We start from the raw sequence: 15,820 nt of genomic DNA on the forward strand, positions 1-15,820 counted from the left end.
TCAGTTTACCGCCGAGCACCGACACCGCACAGTGGTTAAAAATGCGCCCGTGGTATGCCGATCTCGACCCCATCGGAATACCCGATCCCTGGCGGTTCACTCCTGCTCACCAGCGTGAGGTCAACGCCCCCAGCGCACCGAGCGCGACCGCGGCCGCGGTGGAGGTGCGCAAGACGGTCGGGCCGAGGAGCACGATATCGGCTCCGGCCTCTGCCAATGCGGCCAGCTCGGCGGCGTCGAGGCCGCCCTCGGGGCCGACGATCAGCACCACTTCGCTCGCCTCGTCCAGCGGCAGTTCGGTGAATTTGCCCGCGCCGGATTCGTGCAGGGCCGCGACGATCGCACCGTCCGCCTTGGCTTTTCGCACCAGCTCCACCAGGTCGCGGGTGCGGTGCAGTCCGGCGATCTCGGGGATGTAGGCCCGACGGGATTGGCGCGCTGCGGACTTGGCCGCGGCACGCCACTTCTCGATCCCCTTGGCGGCCTTGGCTTCCCAGTTCGCGACGCAGCGCGCGGCCTGCCACGGCACGATCAGGTCCGCGCCCGCCTCGGTCATCAACTCCACGGCCAGCTCGGAGCGGTCCGACTTGGGCAGCGCCTGCACCACGGTCACCGCCGGGGTGGGCGGCGCGGCGACACGACGGTCGCGGACCGCCAGTTCGAGCCGATCCTTCTGGGCCGCAACGACTTCCGAGTCGGCCAGTACCCCGTGCCCATCGGACAGGGTGATCGGCTCGCCGACCTTGATCCGGCGCACGGTCGCGGCATGACGACCCTCCGGACCGTCCAGCACCGCGACGGTGCCCGGCTCGGGCACCTCATCGAGATAGAAGACCGTCGCGGCCACGGACTCAGCGCCCGCTGAACGACGCGCGCAGCCGGGCGAACAAGCCGCTGTTGTGCTCGGACTGGGTCGACATCACCTCGGCGCGATCCTTGTCGCGCATGCCCTTGAACTTGCGCAGCAGATCGGTCTGCTTGCCGTCGAGCTTGCTCGGCACGACGATGTCGAGGTGGGCGAGCAGGTCGCCACGCGCGCCCGAACGCAGGCGCGGCATGCCGTGCGCACGCAGCTGGATGACCTCGCCGGGCTGGGTGCCCGCCGCGATGGAGAGCTCGGTCGGTCCGTCGAGGATGGTGTCGACGACCACGGTGGTGCCGAGGATCGCGTCCACCATCGGCACCCGGACGGTGCAGTGCAGGTCGTCGCCGTCGCGAACGAAGGTGTCGTGGGGCTGCTCGACGACCTCGACGTAGAGGTCACCGGCGTGGCCGCCACCGGGGCCGACCTCGCCCTGCGCGGCCAGGCGAACCCGCATACCGCTGGCGACACCGGCCGGGATGGGCGCGGCGATCTCGCGACGAGCGCGGACCCGGCCGTCGCCACCGCACTTGTTGCAGGGGTCGGGGATGGTCTCGCCCGCACCACGGCAGGTGGGGCAGGGACGCGAGGTGAGCACCTGGCCGAGGAACGAGCGCTGCACCGACTGCACCTCGCCCGCGCCGTCGCAGGTCTCGCAGCGGACCGGCTTGGAATTGCCGTTGGTACCCGAGCCCACGCAGACATCGCACAGGATCGCGGTGTCGACGGTCAGATGCTTGGTGACACCGACCGCGCATTCGGCCAGACTCAGCCGGGTGCGGATCAGCGAGTCGGCGCCGGGCTGCACACGGCCACGCGGCTTGCGCTGGCCACCGCCCTGGCCGCTCATCCCGCCGAAGAAGGCCTCGAAGACGTCGCCGAGACCGCCGAAGCCCGCACCGTTGAATCCTGCTCCGCCGCCGCCGTTTTCGAGCGGGTCACCACCGAGGTCGACGATCCGGCGCTTCTCGGGGTCGGTCAGCACCTCGTAGGCGGTGGAGACTTCCTTGAAGCGGGCCTGTGCGCCCTCGTCCGGGTTCACATCGGGGTGCAGTTCGCGGGCCAGTTTGCGGTAAGCGCGCTTGAGCTCCTGGTCGGTGGCGTTCTTGCCGACGCCGAGCAGTCCGTAGTAATCCCGTGCCACGTGAGTTCTCTAGTCCTTGGTCGGTGTGGGCCGGCCGAGCGCCGGGCGCATCCTTTAGTCGAATCCACTCAACTTTACCGGCCGAAGTATCGACCTTAACAGTCCGGTAGTTGTCGTTCCCGAGCTGGCTTCACCTTTCGGCGAGCACCTCGCCGATATAGCGGGCGACGGTCGCCACCGACGCCATGGTGCCCGGGTAGTCCATGCGCGTGGGGCCGAGCACGCCCATTCCGCCCAGTACGGCACCGGCCGCACCGTAGCCGGTGGAGACGACCGAGGTACCGCGCATCTGCTCGACCTGGGTCTCCTCGCCGATCTGCACCATCACCTGGCCCGGCTGCTGCGCGGCGGCGAGCAGTTTGAGCACGATGACCTGTTCTTCCAGTGCTTCCAGCACGTTGCGCATCGAACCGGGGAAGCCGAAATCGGCGACATTGCGGGTGAGGTTGGCGGTGCCGCCGAGGACCAGGCGTTCTTCGGGATGTTCGACCAGCGTCTCCACCAGGACCGTGGAGACGCGAACGAGCACGTCGCGGATCTTGGCAGGCGCCCGTTCCGGCACACCGGCTACCGACGCGCTGGCCACCGAGAGCAGTTTGCCGTCCATCGCGCCGGCGAGCAGCCCACGCACGGCGGCGAGGTCCTCATCGGAGATCACCGCGCCCAGGTCGACGATGCGCTGGTCGACGCGACCGGTATCGGTGATCACGACGAGCAGCAGGCGGGCCGGGTTGAGTGCGACGACCTCGATGTGGCGCACGATCGAGGCCGAGACGGTGGGGTACTGCACGACGGCGACCTGGCGGGTGAGCTGGGCCAGCAGGCGCACGCCACGGCGCAGCACGTCGTCGAGATCGACACCGGATTCGAGGAATTCCATGATCGCCCGGCGTTCGGCGCCCGAGAGCGGTTTCACCTCGGCGATCCGGTCGACGAACTCGCGGTAGCCCTTGTCGGTGGGGATGCGGCCCGAGCTCGTGTGCGGCTGGGTGATGTAGCCCTCGGCCTCGAGCACCGCCATGTCGTTGCGGATGGTGGCGCTGGAAACGCCGAGGTGGTGCCGTTCCACGAGGGACTTGGAGCCGATCGGTTCCTTGGTGGCGACGTAATCCGCGACGATCGCTCGCAGGACCTCGAAACGTCGATCTTCGGTGCTCGACGCCATCGACCCCACCTTCCTCGCTCGTGCTTGGTACGTCATGCCTACCGTGCTGCGTTCGCACAGGGTCGCACGCCGACGCTCGCAGCGTCTTGTTGTCCAGTCTAATTGTCCTGTTCCCGATCGCCGGATCGCACGGGTGTCCGGCATCGAACTGTCATCCGGGGATATTCGGCTTCGGTGGCGGTGTTCGGCCTGCCGATTCGGTCGAGCACGGCTGCGAGTTATCCACAGGCCCGAGTTATCCACAGATGGGATTTCGGGGGTTGTCGGGCTCTGGGGGCGGGCGTAGGTTCGGGACTGGATCAGGCGTTCTACCAGCAATTTTCAGCTATCGACAGTGTGCGGGGAGGGAACTGTGGTGCGTCCGGGTGGGGTCGACGAGGCGTGGCATATCGGATCGAGCGCGGTCGCGGTGCGGCCGGCGGAGTTCGCCCGGATCGACGATGCGTGTGAAGAGTTTCTGCGGGCGATCGCGCGGATTCGGGCACTTGCCGTGGAAGTCGGCGATCAGGCGCATTGGGGATTGGGTGAGGCGGAAGCGGGGTTGGTATCCGCTGCCACGTTGGTGGCGCGATTGCGTTGCGTGGCCGCGGCGAAGGAGGACAGCATCGCTGCCACATTGGATGGACATACGCGGATCGTGCGCGATATTCGCCAGTCGTTCCGGGACGTGCGCGATCTGATGATGGTTGCCGACGAAGAGTGGGCTGACCGACTTACGTCGGTGGAACTCTCTGCGGGGCAACATATTTCCGTGGAGTCACGATGACTCGCCGCGAGCGGAGCGGCATTCTCGGCGGCGATACGAATCCGAGCATTTCCAGCGGCGCCCCGGATTCGGGTTTTCCCGGCGTCGGCCAGAGCACGCATCCCGGTAGCGCTAGCGGTCACACACAGGTCGGTGTTCCCGGTGGTGGGGAGAACACACATTCTTGGCGACACGGGGAGATCGTCGCGGCATTCGAGGCGCTCGAGGTCACCGATGCGTTGGCGCAAGCGGATAGGTTCGAGCAGATAGCGCGGTGGTGGGACGACGGTCTACGCGCTTTCCGGCACGCGGTGGATGGATCGCTCGCGCTGGCTTGGTCGGGCGTGGGGGCCGACGCGGCCGGTTCCGCGGTCGAAGGCTATGTCGCACAAGCGCACGAACTGACAGTCGCGCTGGAGGAGTTGCCGGGTGTGGTTCGGGCGGCTGCCGAGGCGATCGTGGCAACCAAGTACGCGGTCGGGTCGCCGGTTGTCGAGGGAACCGGAGCCTCGGCGTGGTCGGTGGGTGGAGCGGTCCACACCACGGGCTCAGCATCAGCGCACGGTGCGGCTTCGGCCGCGGAGGAGAATGCCCGAGCCGCGATGCGGCAGCGGTATGTGTTGCCGTTCGCCCAGTTGATCGCTCGTATTCCATTGCTATCCACGCCGTTTCGGTCATTCGACTCCGGCGGGCCGGGCGATCGACAGCTGTTGATCGGTACCGCGGGGCAATCGCGGGGCGGGCGACGCGCGCCGTCGCCGGTCGAGGTTTCGGCCGGAGACGGGGCCGCCTCGACCGGGGAGAGCACGGCCCCGGACAGGGCGACCGGGGATTCGGAAACGGTGGGACGCGATGGTCGCGGAACGGGAGCTCGCACCGACGGTCCGGACGTAGCCGAAGGCCGGTCGCCGGAATCCGATGACGAGGCGGCGCGTTCGGGCAGCGCTACGCGGGAGGCCACGGCGTCGACGGTGGCCACCGTTACGACGCCGCCCAGCGCTACGGCGACGTTGACGACACCGGGCGGCTCAGGGCTGCTCACAGCACCTACGGGGACTTCGGCGGCGACCATCGACCCCGCGCTCGTTTCGAGAGGGCGCGGTCCATCGGTCGACTCGATGGCCGGGCGTGCGAGGCCGATCGTCACCACGACGGGGGCCCATGACCGAACGTCGGATGGCGCTGCGCGGTACCGACCACCCGATCAGCGTGAGGTGTCGAGGCCGGGTACCGGGCACAGCATTCCAGGATCGACAGGCCCGGTCATCGGTGCAAACCCGCCATCGGGGCATACCCCAGCCAGGTCGGGCGATCGTTTCTTCCATTGCGGCGGAGCACCGCCGACACCGCAGGCACCGGGCGTGGATGCCGTGCGCGGGCTGCCGGAGTACTTGATCACGTCGGCGAATACCGCGGAGCTGCTCGGTGAGCCACGACCGGCGGTAGCAGGTGGGGTGATCGGGGGTGGCGATGACTTCGTGCCCGGTGAGCAGCGCTCACCGGCGACTCGGGGCTGACGGCGATGTCAGCGAGTCGACGGGACTCTTCAGCAATGGCCGCCCAGGCGGGCGGCCGATGCCGAATCAGACTCGCGCAGCTGCGCCGCAGCGAGCGGCCGAGTCGGGAGCGCCGACCTCTTTGCCCGCGAGGGCATCCAGGCCGAGCATCGCCAGCAACGCGCCGCAGTCGTCGGCGTCGTTGGAGTGCGACGCTACCGTCCTCGCGGCGACCGCGCACTGACGCGCGTTCTCCGCCTTCTCAGCGGAGCGCGCTTCAGCGAATTCGCTCTGCTCGTGGACGAGGGTGATGTGCCGTTCGGTGGACATATAACTCCCTAGGATCGAGTTGAAGCGTACGCCCCTAATCGTTATCTTCCACCCCGAACCCACCGAACATACCCTTAGAGCACCCCAATGTTCCGGGCCCCTCACCAGGTGTGCATTGGCTTGATACCCCACGATGACCGGGCAATCTTCGGGTTCGATCACAAACCGCAAAAATCTCGAAATTCAGATCACGATGACATCACCGCCCGCGCGATTCCCTGACGTGCTCAACAGCCTGTCGACCGGCAACCGCTGAGTCGACAAACCGTCGGACAAGACCACCGCGGATCGGCCGAGAAACCTCCAGCGCGGCCTTCGACGGTCAGCTGAGCAGGTCTCGGACGATGCCGTCGGCGAGGAGACGGCCTCGGTCGGTGAGGACCAGGTTGTCGCCGGTGATGTGGGCGAGGCCGTCGGCGATGATCCGGTCGAGGGCGGGGGCGGCGGACGGGGCCAGGTCCGCGAGGGGCAGGCCGGTGCGGAGGCGGACCGTGAGCATGAGGTGCTCGGTGTAGCGCTCGTCGGCGGTGAGGGCTTCCCAGCCCGCGGCGGGGAGTCCACCGAGGGCGACCCGGTCGGCGTAGCGGGCGGGATGTTTGACGTTCCACCAGCGAACGCCGCCGACGTGGCTGTGCGCGCCGGGGCCCGCGCCGAGCCAGTCACCACCGTCCCAATAGCCGAGGTTGTGCCGGCAGCGGGCGGAATCACTTGCGGCCCAATTGGATACCTCGTACCACGTCAGACCGGCGGCGGCGAGGCGGGCATCGATGCGTTCGTAGCGGACGGCGAGGACATCGTCGTCGGGTGCGGGCAGTTCACCACGGCGGACCTTGCGTGCCAACGCGGTTCCGTCCTCGACGATCAGAGAGTAGGCGGAAACATGATCGACACCAGCGGCCAGCACCGCGTCCAGACTCAGGTCGAGATCGGCATCGGTCTCGCCGGGGGTGCCGTAGATCAGATCGAGGTTCACATGATCGAACCCGGCCGCGCGCGCTTCCTTCGCCGCGGCGACCGCGCGACCCGGGGTGTGCGTACGGTCGAGCACTTTCAGCACGTGCTGTGCGGCGGACTGCATGCCGAGCGAGATCCGGGTGTAGCCGGCCGCGCGAAGCCGCTCGAAGAACTCGGGCGAGGTGGATTCCGGGTTGGATTCAGTGGTCACCTCGGCATCGGCGGCCAGGGTGAAGTTCGCTCGCACGGCATCCAGCACCGAGGCCAGCCCGTCACCACCGAGCAGCGACGGTGTCCCGCCGCCGACGAAGATCGTCGACACTTCGGGCGTCGCGCTCGGCAGGGCACCGAACTCGACCGCGGCGGTCGCGAGCTCGCCGCGCAAGGCCTCCAGCCACGACTGGGGCGACGCCGAAGTACCCAGCTCCCCCGCCGTATAGGTGTTGAAGTCGCAGTACCCGCAGCGGGTGGCACAGAACGGCACGTGCACGTACACCCCGAACGCGCCGTCCCCGAAATCGCGCAGCGCCGGGCGCTCGGCATCGGCCGGTGTCACGCCGGGAGCCCCGGAAGCAGCGCTGGTAGTCACCCCTCCAGTCTGCCGGGCCCCGGAAAACGCCGAGCACACCCCCTCACCCGGAACAGCGCGCGATCCCCGCGGCGGCCCTCGGCGGAATCCACCCAGGCCGGCGCGTCACTCGACCACGACGGGCGTGTTCTGGTTGGCGGTGAGTACCCAGGCGCCGCCTTCCTTGGTCATCACGTACATCGGCGTGCCCTGTCCGGACAGCTCGCCGTCGAGGGTGAAGTAACTCTGGCGGATCTTGACGGCGGCGACATCGGGCCGAAGGAACAGCACGTGCTCGACCTCGTAGGTCGCGGTGCCGTGCGTCGTCGCGCCGGGCAGCACCTGAGCAGTGAACTCGGCGATGGCCGGGCGGCCGAACAGACGCCTGCCGTGGCCGGTGGTCCAGATCGCGTCTTCGCGGAAGACTGCGACGAACTCCTCGGCCAGTTCGTTGGCCTGGGCGTGCGCGATACCGTCGACGACGGCGCGGATGGCCACGAGTTCGGTGTCGAGATCGGCGGGGGTCTGACCGGCGGTGGTGGCGTCGTTGCTCATGCCACTACTGTGCAACCTCGAGCGCACTCCAGGTCAACCGCGCTGTGCCGCACCGCACACGCGGGGGCTCGGGCGTATCACAGGCCGGTTCCGGGCGGCGAGCTATGACCCCCGTCACAGAACAGGACGGCCGTCCAGGGGATTTCCCCCAAAAGTGCGGGAAATATCTCCTTGCTGTCGGAACGACCCGGCTGACGTGGCACAATAGGCACATGCACGCAACTGGAGTACGACTCGTGGCCCGTCGCCACGTCGACTTCCAGCGTGTCTGTAGCGCCTGCTGTCGGCCCGGTTTCCACCGGTAGCGCAGCGGCGTCCATGCCCGGGTATCCCCCGGTGCCTTCGACTTTCATCGGCCCGCTGACTGCCTGACGCGAGCCAGCCCCTCGCGCCTTCAGCACGGATGTCCAACCACCCCGCAGGAGCGACCCCACCATGACGTCGAGCACCGACGCCGGTTCGACCGAACAGTCGACGGCGCAGGCCCGCACTGAGCGTTCAGCTGCCCAGCGCCCGGCCCGCCCGAGCACCGATGCCCCGGTCGCGCCGCGCGCCCGCACCGGCAAGCCGGTCCGCCGCCGCTCCGAAGGCCAGTGGGCCCTCGGCTACCGCGAGCCGCTGAACCCGAACGAACAGTCCAAGAAGGACGACAACCCGCTCAACGTTCGCGCGCGGATCGAGAACATCTACGCCAAGGGCGGCTTCGACTCGATCGACAAGGCCGACCTGCGTGGCCGTTTCCGCTGGTGGGGTCTCTACACCCAGCGCGAAGAGGGCTACGACGGCGCCTTTACCGACGACGACAACATCGACCTGCTCGAAGCCAAGTACTTCATGATGCGGGTGCGTTGCGATGGCGGCGCGCTCAGCGCCGCCCAGCTGCGCACCGTCGGGCAGATCTCCACCGAGTTCGGCCGCGACACCGCCGACCTGTCCGACCGCGAGAACGTCCAGTACCACTGGATCGAGGTCGAGAACGTCCCGGAGATCTGGCGCAGGCTCGAGTCGGTCGGTCTGCACACCACCGAGGCGTGCGGCGACTGCCCGCGCGTGGTCCTCGGTTCGCCACTCGCGGGTGAGTCACTCGACGAGATCATCGATCCCACCTGGGCGATCGACGAGATCGTCAAGCGCTACATCGGGAAGAAGGAGTACTCCAACCTTCCCCGCAAGTTCAAGACCGCGATCTCGGGCCAGCAGGACGTGGTGCACGAGATCAACGACATCGCCTTCGTCGGCGTGAACCACCCCGAGCACGGTCCCGGCCTCGATCTGTGGGTCGGTGGCGGTCTGTCCACCAACCCGATGCTCGCTCAGCGCGTCGGTGCCTTCGTGCCCCTCGACGAGGTGCCGGATGTGTGGGAAGCGGTCGTCTCGCTCTACCGCGACTACGGCTACCGCCGCCTGCGCACCAAGGCTCGCCTGAAATTCCTGATCAAGGACTGGGGCATCGAGAAGTTCCGTCAGGTGCTCGAGGACGAGTACTTGAAGCGCAAGCTCATCGACGGCCCCGCCCCCGAGCAGCCCGCCAAGCCGATCGACCACGTCGGTGTGCAGAAGCTGCGCAACGGCCTGAACTCCGTCGGCTTCTCCCCCATCGCCGGGCGCGTCTCGGGCACCATCCTGAACAAGGTCGCCGATGCCGCCGAGAAGTACGGCTCCGACCGCATCCGCTTCACTCCGTACCAGAAGCTGATCGTCCTCGACATCGCCGACGACCAGGTCGACGCGCTGATCGACGAACTCGAACCGCTCGGGCTACAGGCCCGCCCGTCGGTCTGGCGTCGAAACCTGCTGGCGTGCAGCGGTATCGAGTTCTGCAAGCTCTCCTTCGTCGAGACCCGCAAGCGTTCACAGGTGCTCGCGCCGGAACTCGAGCAGCGCCTCGCCGACATCAATGCCGAACTCGATGTGCCGATCACCATCAACATCAACGGCTGCCCGAACTCGTGCGGCCGGTCCCAGATCGCCGATATCGGCTTCAAGGGCCAGCTCGTCGACGACGGCACCGGGAATCAGGTGGAGGGTTTCCAGGTTCATCTCGGTGGCAGCCTCGGCCTGGACAGCGCGTTCGGCCGGAAGTTGCGTCAGCACAAGGTGACCAGCGTCGAGCTCGGTGACTACATCGATCGCGTCGTCCGCAACTTCGTCAAGAACCGGGAATCCGGTGAACGCTTCGCGGTGTGGGCTGTACGCGCCGACGAGGCCGACCTCCGATAGTCGATGAGGAGATCCCCACTGTGACAACGAATCTCGCGGCCAAGCTGTCCGAAGACGAACTGCGCGCGCTCGCCGAGCAGGGCGCGGCCGAACTCGGCCCCGATGCCTCACCGGCCGACCTGATCGCCTGGACCGATCGCAATTTCGGGAACGGCTACATCGTCGCCTCGAACATGCAGGACGGCGTGCTGGTCCACCTGGCCGCGCAGACCCGCCCCGGCGTGGACGTGCTGTTCCTCGACACCGGCTACCACTTCGCCGAGACCATCGGCACCCGTGACGCGGTCGAGGCCGTGTACGGCGTGAACGTGATCAACGTGGGGCCCGAGGCCAGTGTCGCCGAGCAGGACGCACTGCTCGGCAAGGATCTGTTCGCCCGTGACGCCGCCGAATGCTGCCGCCTGCGCAAGGTCGTCCCGCTGAAGCGCTCGCTGAGCGGCTACAACGCGTGGATCACCGGCATCCGCCGCGTCGAGGCGCCCACCCGCGCCAACGCGCCGCTGATCTCGTTCGACGAAGCCTTCGGCCTGGTGAAGATCAACCCGATCGCACCGTGGTCCGACGACGAGATGCAGGCCTACATCGAGGCCAACGGCATTCTCGTCAATCCCCTGGTGGAGGAGGGTTACCCGTCCATCGGCTGCGCACCGTGCACGCGCAAGCCCGAGCCGGGGTCCGATCCGCGCAGCGGCCGCTGGGCCGGTATCGCCAAGACCGAATGCGGATTGCACCAATCATGACCATCACCACCACTGGGAGTGAGCCTGTGAGTACCAACACCACCGAACGCGAACTCGGCCTGACCGAGTTCGACACCCTCGCGGCGCTGGAATCCGAGGCGATCCACATCTTCCGTGAGGTCGCGGGCGAATTCGAGCGCCCCGTGATCCTGTTCTCCGGCGGCAAGGACTCCACCGTCCTGCTGCACCTGGCGCTCAAGGCCTTCTGGCCCGCGCCGCTGCCGTTCACGCTGCTGCACGTGGACACCGGGCACAACCTCGACGAGGTACTCGAGTTCCGGGACAAGGTGGTCGAGCGCTACGGCCTTCGCCTGCACGTCGCCTCGGTCGAGGAGTACCTGGCCGACGGTCGCCTGACCGAGCGCCCCGACGGCATCCGCAACCCGTTGCAGACCGTGCCGCTGCTCGACGCCATCACCGAGCACCGCTTCGACGCGGTCTTCGGTGGCGGCCGTCGTGACGAGGAGCGCTCGCGTGCCAAGGAGCGGATCTTCTCGCTGCGCAACGCCTTCGGCCAGTGGGATCCGAAGCGGCAGCGTCCCGAGCTGTGGAACCTCTACAACGGCAAGCACGCTGCGGGTGAGCACGTGCGTGTGTTCCCGCTGAGCAACTGGACCGAGCTCGATATCTGGCGCTACATCGCCCGCGAGGACATCGACCTGGCGTCGATCTACTACGCGCACGAGCGTCCGGTGTACTCCCGCGACGGCATGTGGATGACGCCCGGCGTGTGGGGCGGCCCGAACGAGAACGAGGTCCTGGAAACCCGTTCGGTGCGCTACCGCACCGTCGGCGACGGTTCCACCACCGGCGCCATCATCTCCGACGCCGCCGACAACCAGGCCATCCTGGCCGAGGTCGCGGCGTCACGACTGACTGAGCGTGGCGCCACTCGCGGCGACGACCGTGTGTCCGAAGCCGCCATGGAAGACCGCAAGCGCGAAGGCTATTTCTGATGCGTTCCGAGCTACTCACCAGACCGAACGCGGCGCACAGTGCCCGACTCGGGGCGAGCGACGACCGTGTGTCCGAAGCCGCCATGGAAGACCGCAAGCGAGAGGGTTATTTCTGATGTCCGACCTATTGAGGCTGGCCACCGCCGGTTCTGTCGACGATGGCAAGTCCACGCTGGTCGGACGGCTGCTCTACGACACGAAGTCCGTGCTGGCCGATCAGATCGACGCCGTGACCCGCGCCTCGGTCGACCGTGGGCTGTCCACGCCCGACTTGTCGCTGCTCGTCGACGGCCTGCGCGCCGAGCGTGAGCAGGGCATCACCATCGACGTGGCGTACCGCTACTTCGCTACGCCCAAGCGGTCTTTCGTGCTCGCCGATACACCGGGGCACGTGCAGTACACGCGCAACACCGTGTCTGGTGCGTCCACCGCGCAGCTGGTGATCCTGCTGACCGACGCGCGCAAGGGCGTCATCGAGCAGACCCGTCGCCATGCGGCCGTGCTGGCGCTGCTCGGCGTGCCGCGCCTGGTGCTCGCGGTGAACAAGATCGACCTCGTCGACAACCCGGCCGAGGTGTTCGCCGAGATCTCCGCCGAGTTCAACGACCTCACCTCGAAGCTGGGCTGGGCCACCGAAGACGTCATCGAGATCCCGGTCTCGGCGCTGCACGGCGACAATATCGCCAGCCGCTCCGAGAACACCCCGTACTACAACGGCCCCTCGCTGATCGAGCATCTGGAATCCGTTCCGGTGGACGCGGATTCGACCGGCACGCACGCACTGGGTCTGCGTTTCCCGGTGCAGTACGTGATCCGTCCGCGCACCGCCGAGTACCCCGATTACCGGGGCTACGCGGGTCAGATCGCGGCCGGTTCGGTCTCGCCCGGTGACGAGATCGTGGTGCTGCCCTCGGGTAAGAAGACCACCGTCGAGCGGATCGACACCCCCGACGGCGAACTGGCCGTCGCGCAGGCCGGGCGCAGCGTGACACTGATCCTGGCCGACGAGGTCGACATCTCGCGCGGCGACATCATCGCCTCCGTGCACGACGCGCCGGAGTCAATCGACACCTTCGACGCGACGGTGTGCTGGCTCGGCGACAAGGGTTTGCGTCCCGGCGCGCGACTGCTGCTCAAGCACGGCGCCAAGACCACCCAGGCCATCGTCGGGGCGCTCGTCGAGCGGTTCGACGAGCAGACGCTGACCGCACAGCCGAGCCCGGAGTCGTTGGAGCTCAACGACATCGGTCGGGTCTCGCTGCGACTGGCCGAGCCGATCCCGGCCGACGACTACCGCACCAATCGGCACACCGGATCGTTCCTGCTGATCGACCCCGCCGGTGGCAACACTCTCGCGGCCGGCCTGGTCGGCGATGTGCTGACTTCGGTCGAGGTCGGTACCGCGGTCTGATGTATCGCCTGCCCGCCCCGCCGCGTGGTGCCGCTTCGGCGCCGCGCGGCGGTGGCGAGCCCGCGCTGATCCTGGTCGCCCACGGCAGCCGTGACCCGCGTTCCGCGGCGAACGCGGCGGCCGTGCGCGATCGGGTCGCCGCCGCACGACCGGATCGTCTCGTGCGGCTGGCCTTCCTCGATCTGAACGCGCCGTCCGTCGACCAGGTGGTCGATGCTGTTGCGGCGCAAGGCTGTTCGCATGCCATCGTGGTGCCGCTGCTGCTGGGCAGCGCGTTCCACGCCCGCGTCGATCTGCCCGGCTTGCTCGATGCCGCCCGGCGCAGGCACCCGCTGCTCGACCTGGTTCAGGCCGATGTGCTCGGCCCCGATCCGCGACTGATCGCCGCCCTGTGTGAGCGGATCACCGAAGCGACCACGGACTACCCCGGTGGCCGCATCGGTATCGCCGTCGCCGCGGTTGGCTCCTCGCGCGCCGGCGCCAACGAGCGCACCGCCGAGGTCGCCGTCGAGGTCGCCCGGCGCACCGGGTTGCGCACCGAAATCTGCTTCGCGACAAGCGAACCCACCGTGTCGGCCGCGACCGTACGACTGCGCGCCCACGGCGCGGAGCACATCGTCGTCGCGCCGTGGTTCCTGGCGCCGGGTCTACTGACCGACCGATTGCGTACCACCGCACCGGAACTCGTCCATTCCCCGGCACTCGGCTCCCACCCGGCACTCGCCGAGGTCGTATGGGATCGCTACGACACCGCGCTCGGCGCCGAATGGGAACTGTCCGCCTGAGCCACCGGCGCTCCGGCCGAGTTCGCCTCGGAGGTCGTCTCGGCGGCCGCATCGACCGTCGACCCGGCATCCGCGACGACGTCTGCGGACGACTCCGTGCTCGACGCGACGGTTCGGGTAGTCGATTCCATTGCGGGCGTGACTGTTTCCGTGGTCGATGACACCGGGCCGGGGATCGATCCCGACTGGTCGGGAGGTGGCGATCGGGGGGAATCGCGTAGCGCTGGCGCCGGGATCTCGATCGACGGCGACGGCGGTGTCGGCGACGACGGTGTCGACGGTGTCGACGGTGTCGACGGTGTCGACGGTGTCGACGGTGTCGACGGTGTCGACGGAGGCGGTGTCGACGGCGACGGCGGAGGCGGTGTCGACGGCGGCGATGTCGACGGCGGCGATGTCGACGGTGTGGGCGCCTGCTGCTCGCGGTCACCGGGCGAAGCCGGATTCGACATCCACTGCGGGTTGGGCATGGGCACGCTCGATGAGCCTTCCTGGACGGGCCCGCCGGCTTCGAGCGCGGGAGACGTCGTGGACGGACCCATGGCAGGCTGGTTCGCCGAACCAGGGGAAGCCGCCTGCGTTCGCAGCAACTCCGGCACAACAACTGCCGCGCGGCGGTTCCACCACATCACCGGAACGACCGAAAACTGCTCCGGTGGGGCCGCGACCGCGCCCGGAAACGGCGCGGGTTCCCCTGCCCGCGCGTCGACAGGCAGTGCAGGCAGAATCCGACCGGGCGCCGCCGCCACGACTCCGGGCCTGCCGTCGTCGGCACGTAACAAGCCGAGTACGGCCGGAATGAGCAGCGGCACAGCGAGCGCGGCACCGGCGAGCGCAGTACGCGACATCGGACGCCGGACCGGCACCAGCACGGTGTCGGTGGCCGACCGCCCGGCCCCGAGCAGTGCGGCACCACGGGCGACCGACTCGGCGGTTACGTGACCGCGAACGACCGGGCAGCCCAGCGCATCGGCCAGTGTGTGCGCCACCTCGAGCGGCGAGGCCGCGCCACCGACAAGGAGAAGCGCACCGAGATGTTCAGCGGACAGCCCTGCGGTGCGCAGGCATTCGTGCACCAGCGGTAGCGAATCCCGCACGAGTTGCGCGCGAACCGCCGCCGTCCGGACGGGATCCGGCGAGCAGGCGACCGGTTCGTCCGTGGGGGCCAGATCGTGCTCCATGGCGGCTACGGCCGCTGCGGTGGACCGGCCACCGAAGGCATAGGACCGAATCGGCCGACCGGCAATCCGATGCCCCTGCCGGTCGCGCACGACCGCGGTGACGTCGAGGGAGGTCGCGCCGAGGTCGTATACCAGCATCGAATCCGTGGCATCGCCGGATTTCTCGTTCGGTTCCGCCGACTGTTCGATCGGGTCGAGAGCCATCGCGACCGCGATCGGCTCCGCCACCAGCTCGACCTCGCCCAATTGCGCCCGCACGAGCGACTGGCGCAGCGCGGTGATGTGCTGCTCGGTGTAGACCGCCGGGTGCGCGAGCACAGTGTGCTCGGCGACAGCGCCCGCGGCGGCCATCGCCGCACCGAGAACCCCGGCGACAAGATCAGCGGCAGCGGCGGCCGGCGCGAAGGACAGCTCGGCGGCGAGGGTCAGATCACCGAAGCCGAGAATCCGGTGGTTCGCACCGGAGTCGGTCGCCGCCGTGGTCCGACCGCTGGTGATCACGGGATCGGTGCCACCACCGACGGCGGCGCAGACGGTGTTCCGCGCACCGATGGATACTCCCCAGCCGACTGTCATCCCTCACCAATCTCTCGCGGCCGACGTGCCACCGGAGAACGTTTTTACCTGAACCGAAGATCTAGTTTAGCCTCTCCTAACATTTTGTTGGGACACCAGGCGGAGGCATCCATGCCAGAGGGTTTGCTGGTC

14 protein-coding genes are annotated in these 15,820 nt (G+C 68.2%); 7 read left to right on the forward strand and 7 right to left on the reverse strand.

Annotated elements, in window-relative coordinates; all coding sequences use genetic code 11:
• Positions 1–106 precede the first annotated feature (106 nt).
• From ACFWO8_RS19430 to hrcA, 3 genes are all read right to left on the reverse strand, one after another.
• Positions 107–847: a 16S rRNA (uracil(1498)-N(3))-methyltransferase gene (locus ACFWO8_RS19430; protein WP_378952758.1), complete on the reverse strand. Its 741-nt coding sequence runs from the start codon at positions 845–847 to the stop codon at positions 107–109.
• 4 nt (positions 848–851) lie between these two features.
• Entirely contained in the window at positions 852–2,006 is a 1,155-nt protein-coding gene (gene dnaJ / locus ACFWO8_RS19435) for a molecular chaperone DnaJ (RefSeq protein ID WP_378952761.1), read from the reverse strand.
• Positions 2,007–2,136: 130 nt separating this feature from the next.
• Entirely contained in the window at positions 2,137–3,171 is a 1,035-nt protein-coding gene (gene hrcA / locus ACFWO8_RS19440; protein ID WP_378952764.1) for a heat-inducible transcriptional repressor HrcA, read from the reverse strand.
• A 352-nt stretch (positions 3,172–3,523) separates the two neighbouring features.
• On the opposite strand from hrcA, the gene ACFWO8_RS19445 reads away from it, so the two are divergent.
• A complete protein-coding gene (locus ACFWO8_RS19445) occupies positions 3,524–3,937 on the forward strand; it encodes a hypothetical protein (RefSeq protein ID WP_378952767.1) in 414 nt (137 codons plus the stop codon).
• Positions 3,934–5,433, forward strand: a complete 1,500-nt coding sequence (locus ACFWO8_RS19450; protein ID WP_378952770.1) for a hypothetical protein — start codon at positions 3,934–3,936, stop codon at positions 5,431–5,433. Before ACFWO8_RS19445 ends, ACFWO8_RS19450 begins: the two co-directional genes overlap by 4 nt.
• Before the next feature lie 66 nt (positions 5,434–5,499).
• Here ACFWO8_RS19450 and ACFWO8_RS19455 read toward each other — a convergent pair whose 3' ends face one another.
• From ACFWO8_RS19455 to ACFWO8_RS19465, 3 genes are all read right to left on the reverse strand, one after another.
• On the reverse strand, positions 5,500–5,742 hold the full coding sequence (locus ACFWO8_RS19455) for a hypothetical protein (RefSeq protein ID WP_378918832.1): 243 nt from the start codon (positions 5,740–5,742) through the stop codon (positions 5,500–5,502).
• A gap of 322 nt (positions 5,743–6,064) precedes the next feature.
• Entirely contained in the window at positions 6,065–7,285 is a 1,221-nt protein-coding gene (gene hemW / locus ACFWO8_RS19460) for a radical SAM family heme chaperone HemW (RefSeq protein ID WP_378952773.1), read from the reverse strand.
• 105 nt (positions 7,286–7,390) lie between these two features.
• The gene (locus ACFWO8_RS19465; RefSeq protein ID WP_378952776.1) at positions 7,391–7,819 is read right to left on the reverse strand and encodes an SgcJ/EcaC family oxidoreductase; all 429 of its coding nucleotides are present in this window, start codon (positions 7,817–7,819) and stop codon (positions 7,391–7,393) included.
• 435 nt (positions 7,820–8,254) lie between these two features.
• On the opposite strand from ACFWO8_RS19465, the gene ACFWO8_RS19470 reads away from it, so the two are divergent.
• From ACFWO8_RS19470 to ACFWO8_RS19490, 5 genes are all read left to right on the forward strand, one after another.
• A complete protein-coding gene (locus ACFWO8_RS19470) occupies positions 8,255–10,039 on the forward strand; it encodes a nitrite/sulfite reductase (RefSeq protein ID WP_378952780.1) in 1,785 nt (594 codons plus the stop codon).
• A gap of 20 nt (positions 10,040–10,059) precedes the next feature.
• On the forward strand, positions 10,060–10,779 hold the full coding sequence (locus tag ACFWO8_RS19475; protein ID WP_378952782.1) for a phosphoadenylyl-sulfate reductase: 720 nt from the start codon (positions 10,060–10,062) through the stop codon (positions 10,777–10,779).
• Complete coding sequence (gene cysD / locus ACFWO8_RS19480; protein ID WP_228537684.1) at positions 10,758–11,735, forward strand: sulfate adenylyltransferase subunit CysD; 978 nt, start codon at positions 10,758–10,760, stop codon at positions 11,733–11,735. The genes ACFWO8_RS19475 and cysD overlap by 22 nt, the downstream gene beginning before the upstream one ends.
• A gap of 115 nt (positions 11,736–11,850) precedes the next feature.
• The gene (locus ACFWO8_RS19485; RefSeq protein WP_378952787.1) at positions 11,851–13,146 is read left to right on the forward strand and encodes a sulfate adenylyltransferase subunit 1; all 1,296 of its coding nucleotides are present in this window, start codon (positions 11,851–11,853) and stop codon (positions 13,144–13,146) included.
• Positions 13,146–13,931: a sirohydrochlorin chelatase gene (locus tag ACFWO8_RS19490; protein WP_378952790.1), complete on the forward strand. Its 786-nt coding sequence runs from the start codon at positions 13,146–13,148 to the stop codon at positions 13,929–13,931. The genes ACFWO8_RS19485 and ACFWO8_RS19490 overlap by 1 nt, the downstream gene beginning before the upstream one ends.
• Here ACFWO8_RS19490 and ACFWO8_RS19495 read toward each other — a convergent pair.
• Positions 13,889–15,688 (reverse strand): FGGY-family carbohydrate kinase, encoded by a 1,800-nt coding sequence (locus ACFWO8_RS19495; RefSeq protein WP_378952793.1) that lies wholly within the window; start codon positions 15,686–15,688, stop codon positions 13,889–13,891. The two genes, ACFWO8_RS19490 and ACFWO8_RS19495, sit on opposite strands and share 43 nt — an antisense overlap.
• Positions 15,689–15,820: the final 132 nt, after the last annotated feature.

The organism is Nocardia sp. NPDC058480 (assembly GCF_042720495.1).
Lineage (GTDB): Bacteria > Actinomycetota > Actinomycetes > Mycobacteriales > Mycobacteriaceae > Nocardia.

Bases quoted from the DNA above. Each gene is read 5' to 3' on its own strand.
- hrcA (WP_378952764.1), bottom strand. From the start codon at position 3,171: ATGGCGTCGAGCACCGAAGATCGACGTTTCGAGGTCCTGCGAGCGATC.
- ACFWO8_RS19450 (WP_378952770.1), top strand. From the start codon at position 3,934: ATGACTCGCCGCGAGCGGAGCGGCATTCTCGGCGGCGATACGAATCCG.
- ACFWO8_RS19455 (WP_378918832.1), bottom strand. From the start codon at position 5,742: ATGTCCACCGAACGGCACATCACCCTCGTCCACGAGCAGAGCGAATTC.
- ACFWO8_RS19465 (WP_378952776.1), bottom strand. From the start codon at position 7,819: ATGAGCAACGACGCCACCACCGCCGGTCAGACCCCCGCCGATCTCGAC.
- ACFWO8_RS19470 (WP_378952780.1), top strand. From the start codon at position 8,255: ATGACGTCGAGCACCGACGCCGGTTCGACCGAACAGTCGACGGCGCAG.
- cysD (WP_228537684.1), top strand. From the start codon at position 10,758: ATGCGGATTGCACCAATCATGACCATCACCACCACTGGGAGTGAGCCT.
- ACFWO8_RS19485 (WP_378952787.1), top strand. From the start codon at position 11,851: ATGTCCGACCTATTGAGGCTGGCCACCGCCGGTTCTGTCGACGATGGC.
- ACFWO8_RS19490 (WP_378952790.1), top strand. From the start codon at position 13,146: ATGTATCGCCTGCCCGCCCCGCCGCGTGGTGCCGCTTCGGCGCCGCGC.
- ACFWO8_RS19495 (WP_378952793.1), bottom strand. From the start codon at position 15,688: ATGACAGTCGGCTGGGGAGTATCCATCGGTGCGCGGAACACCGTCTGC.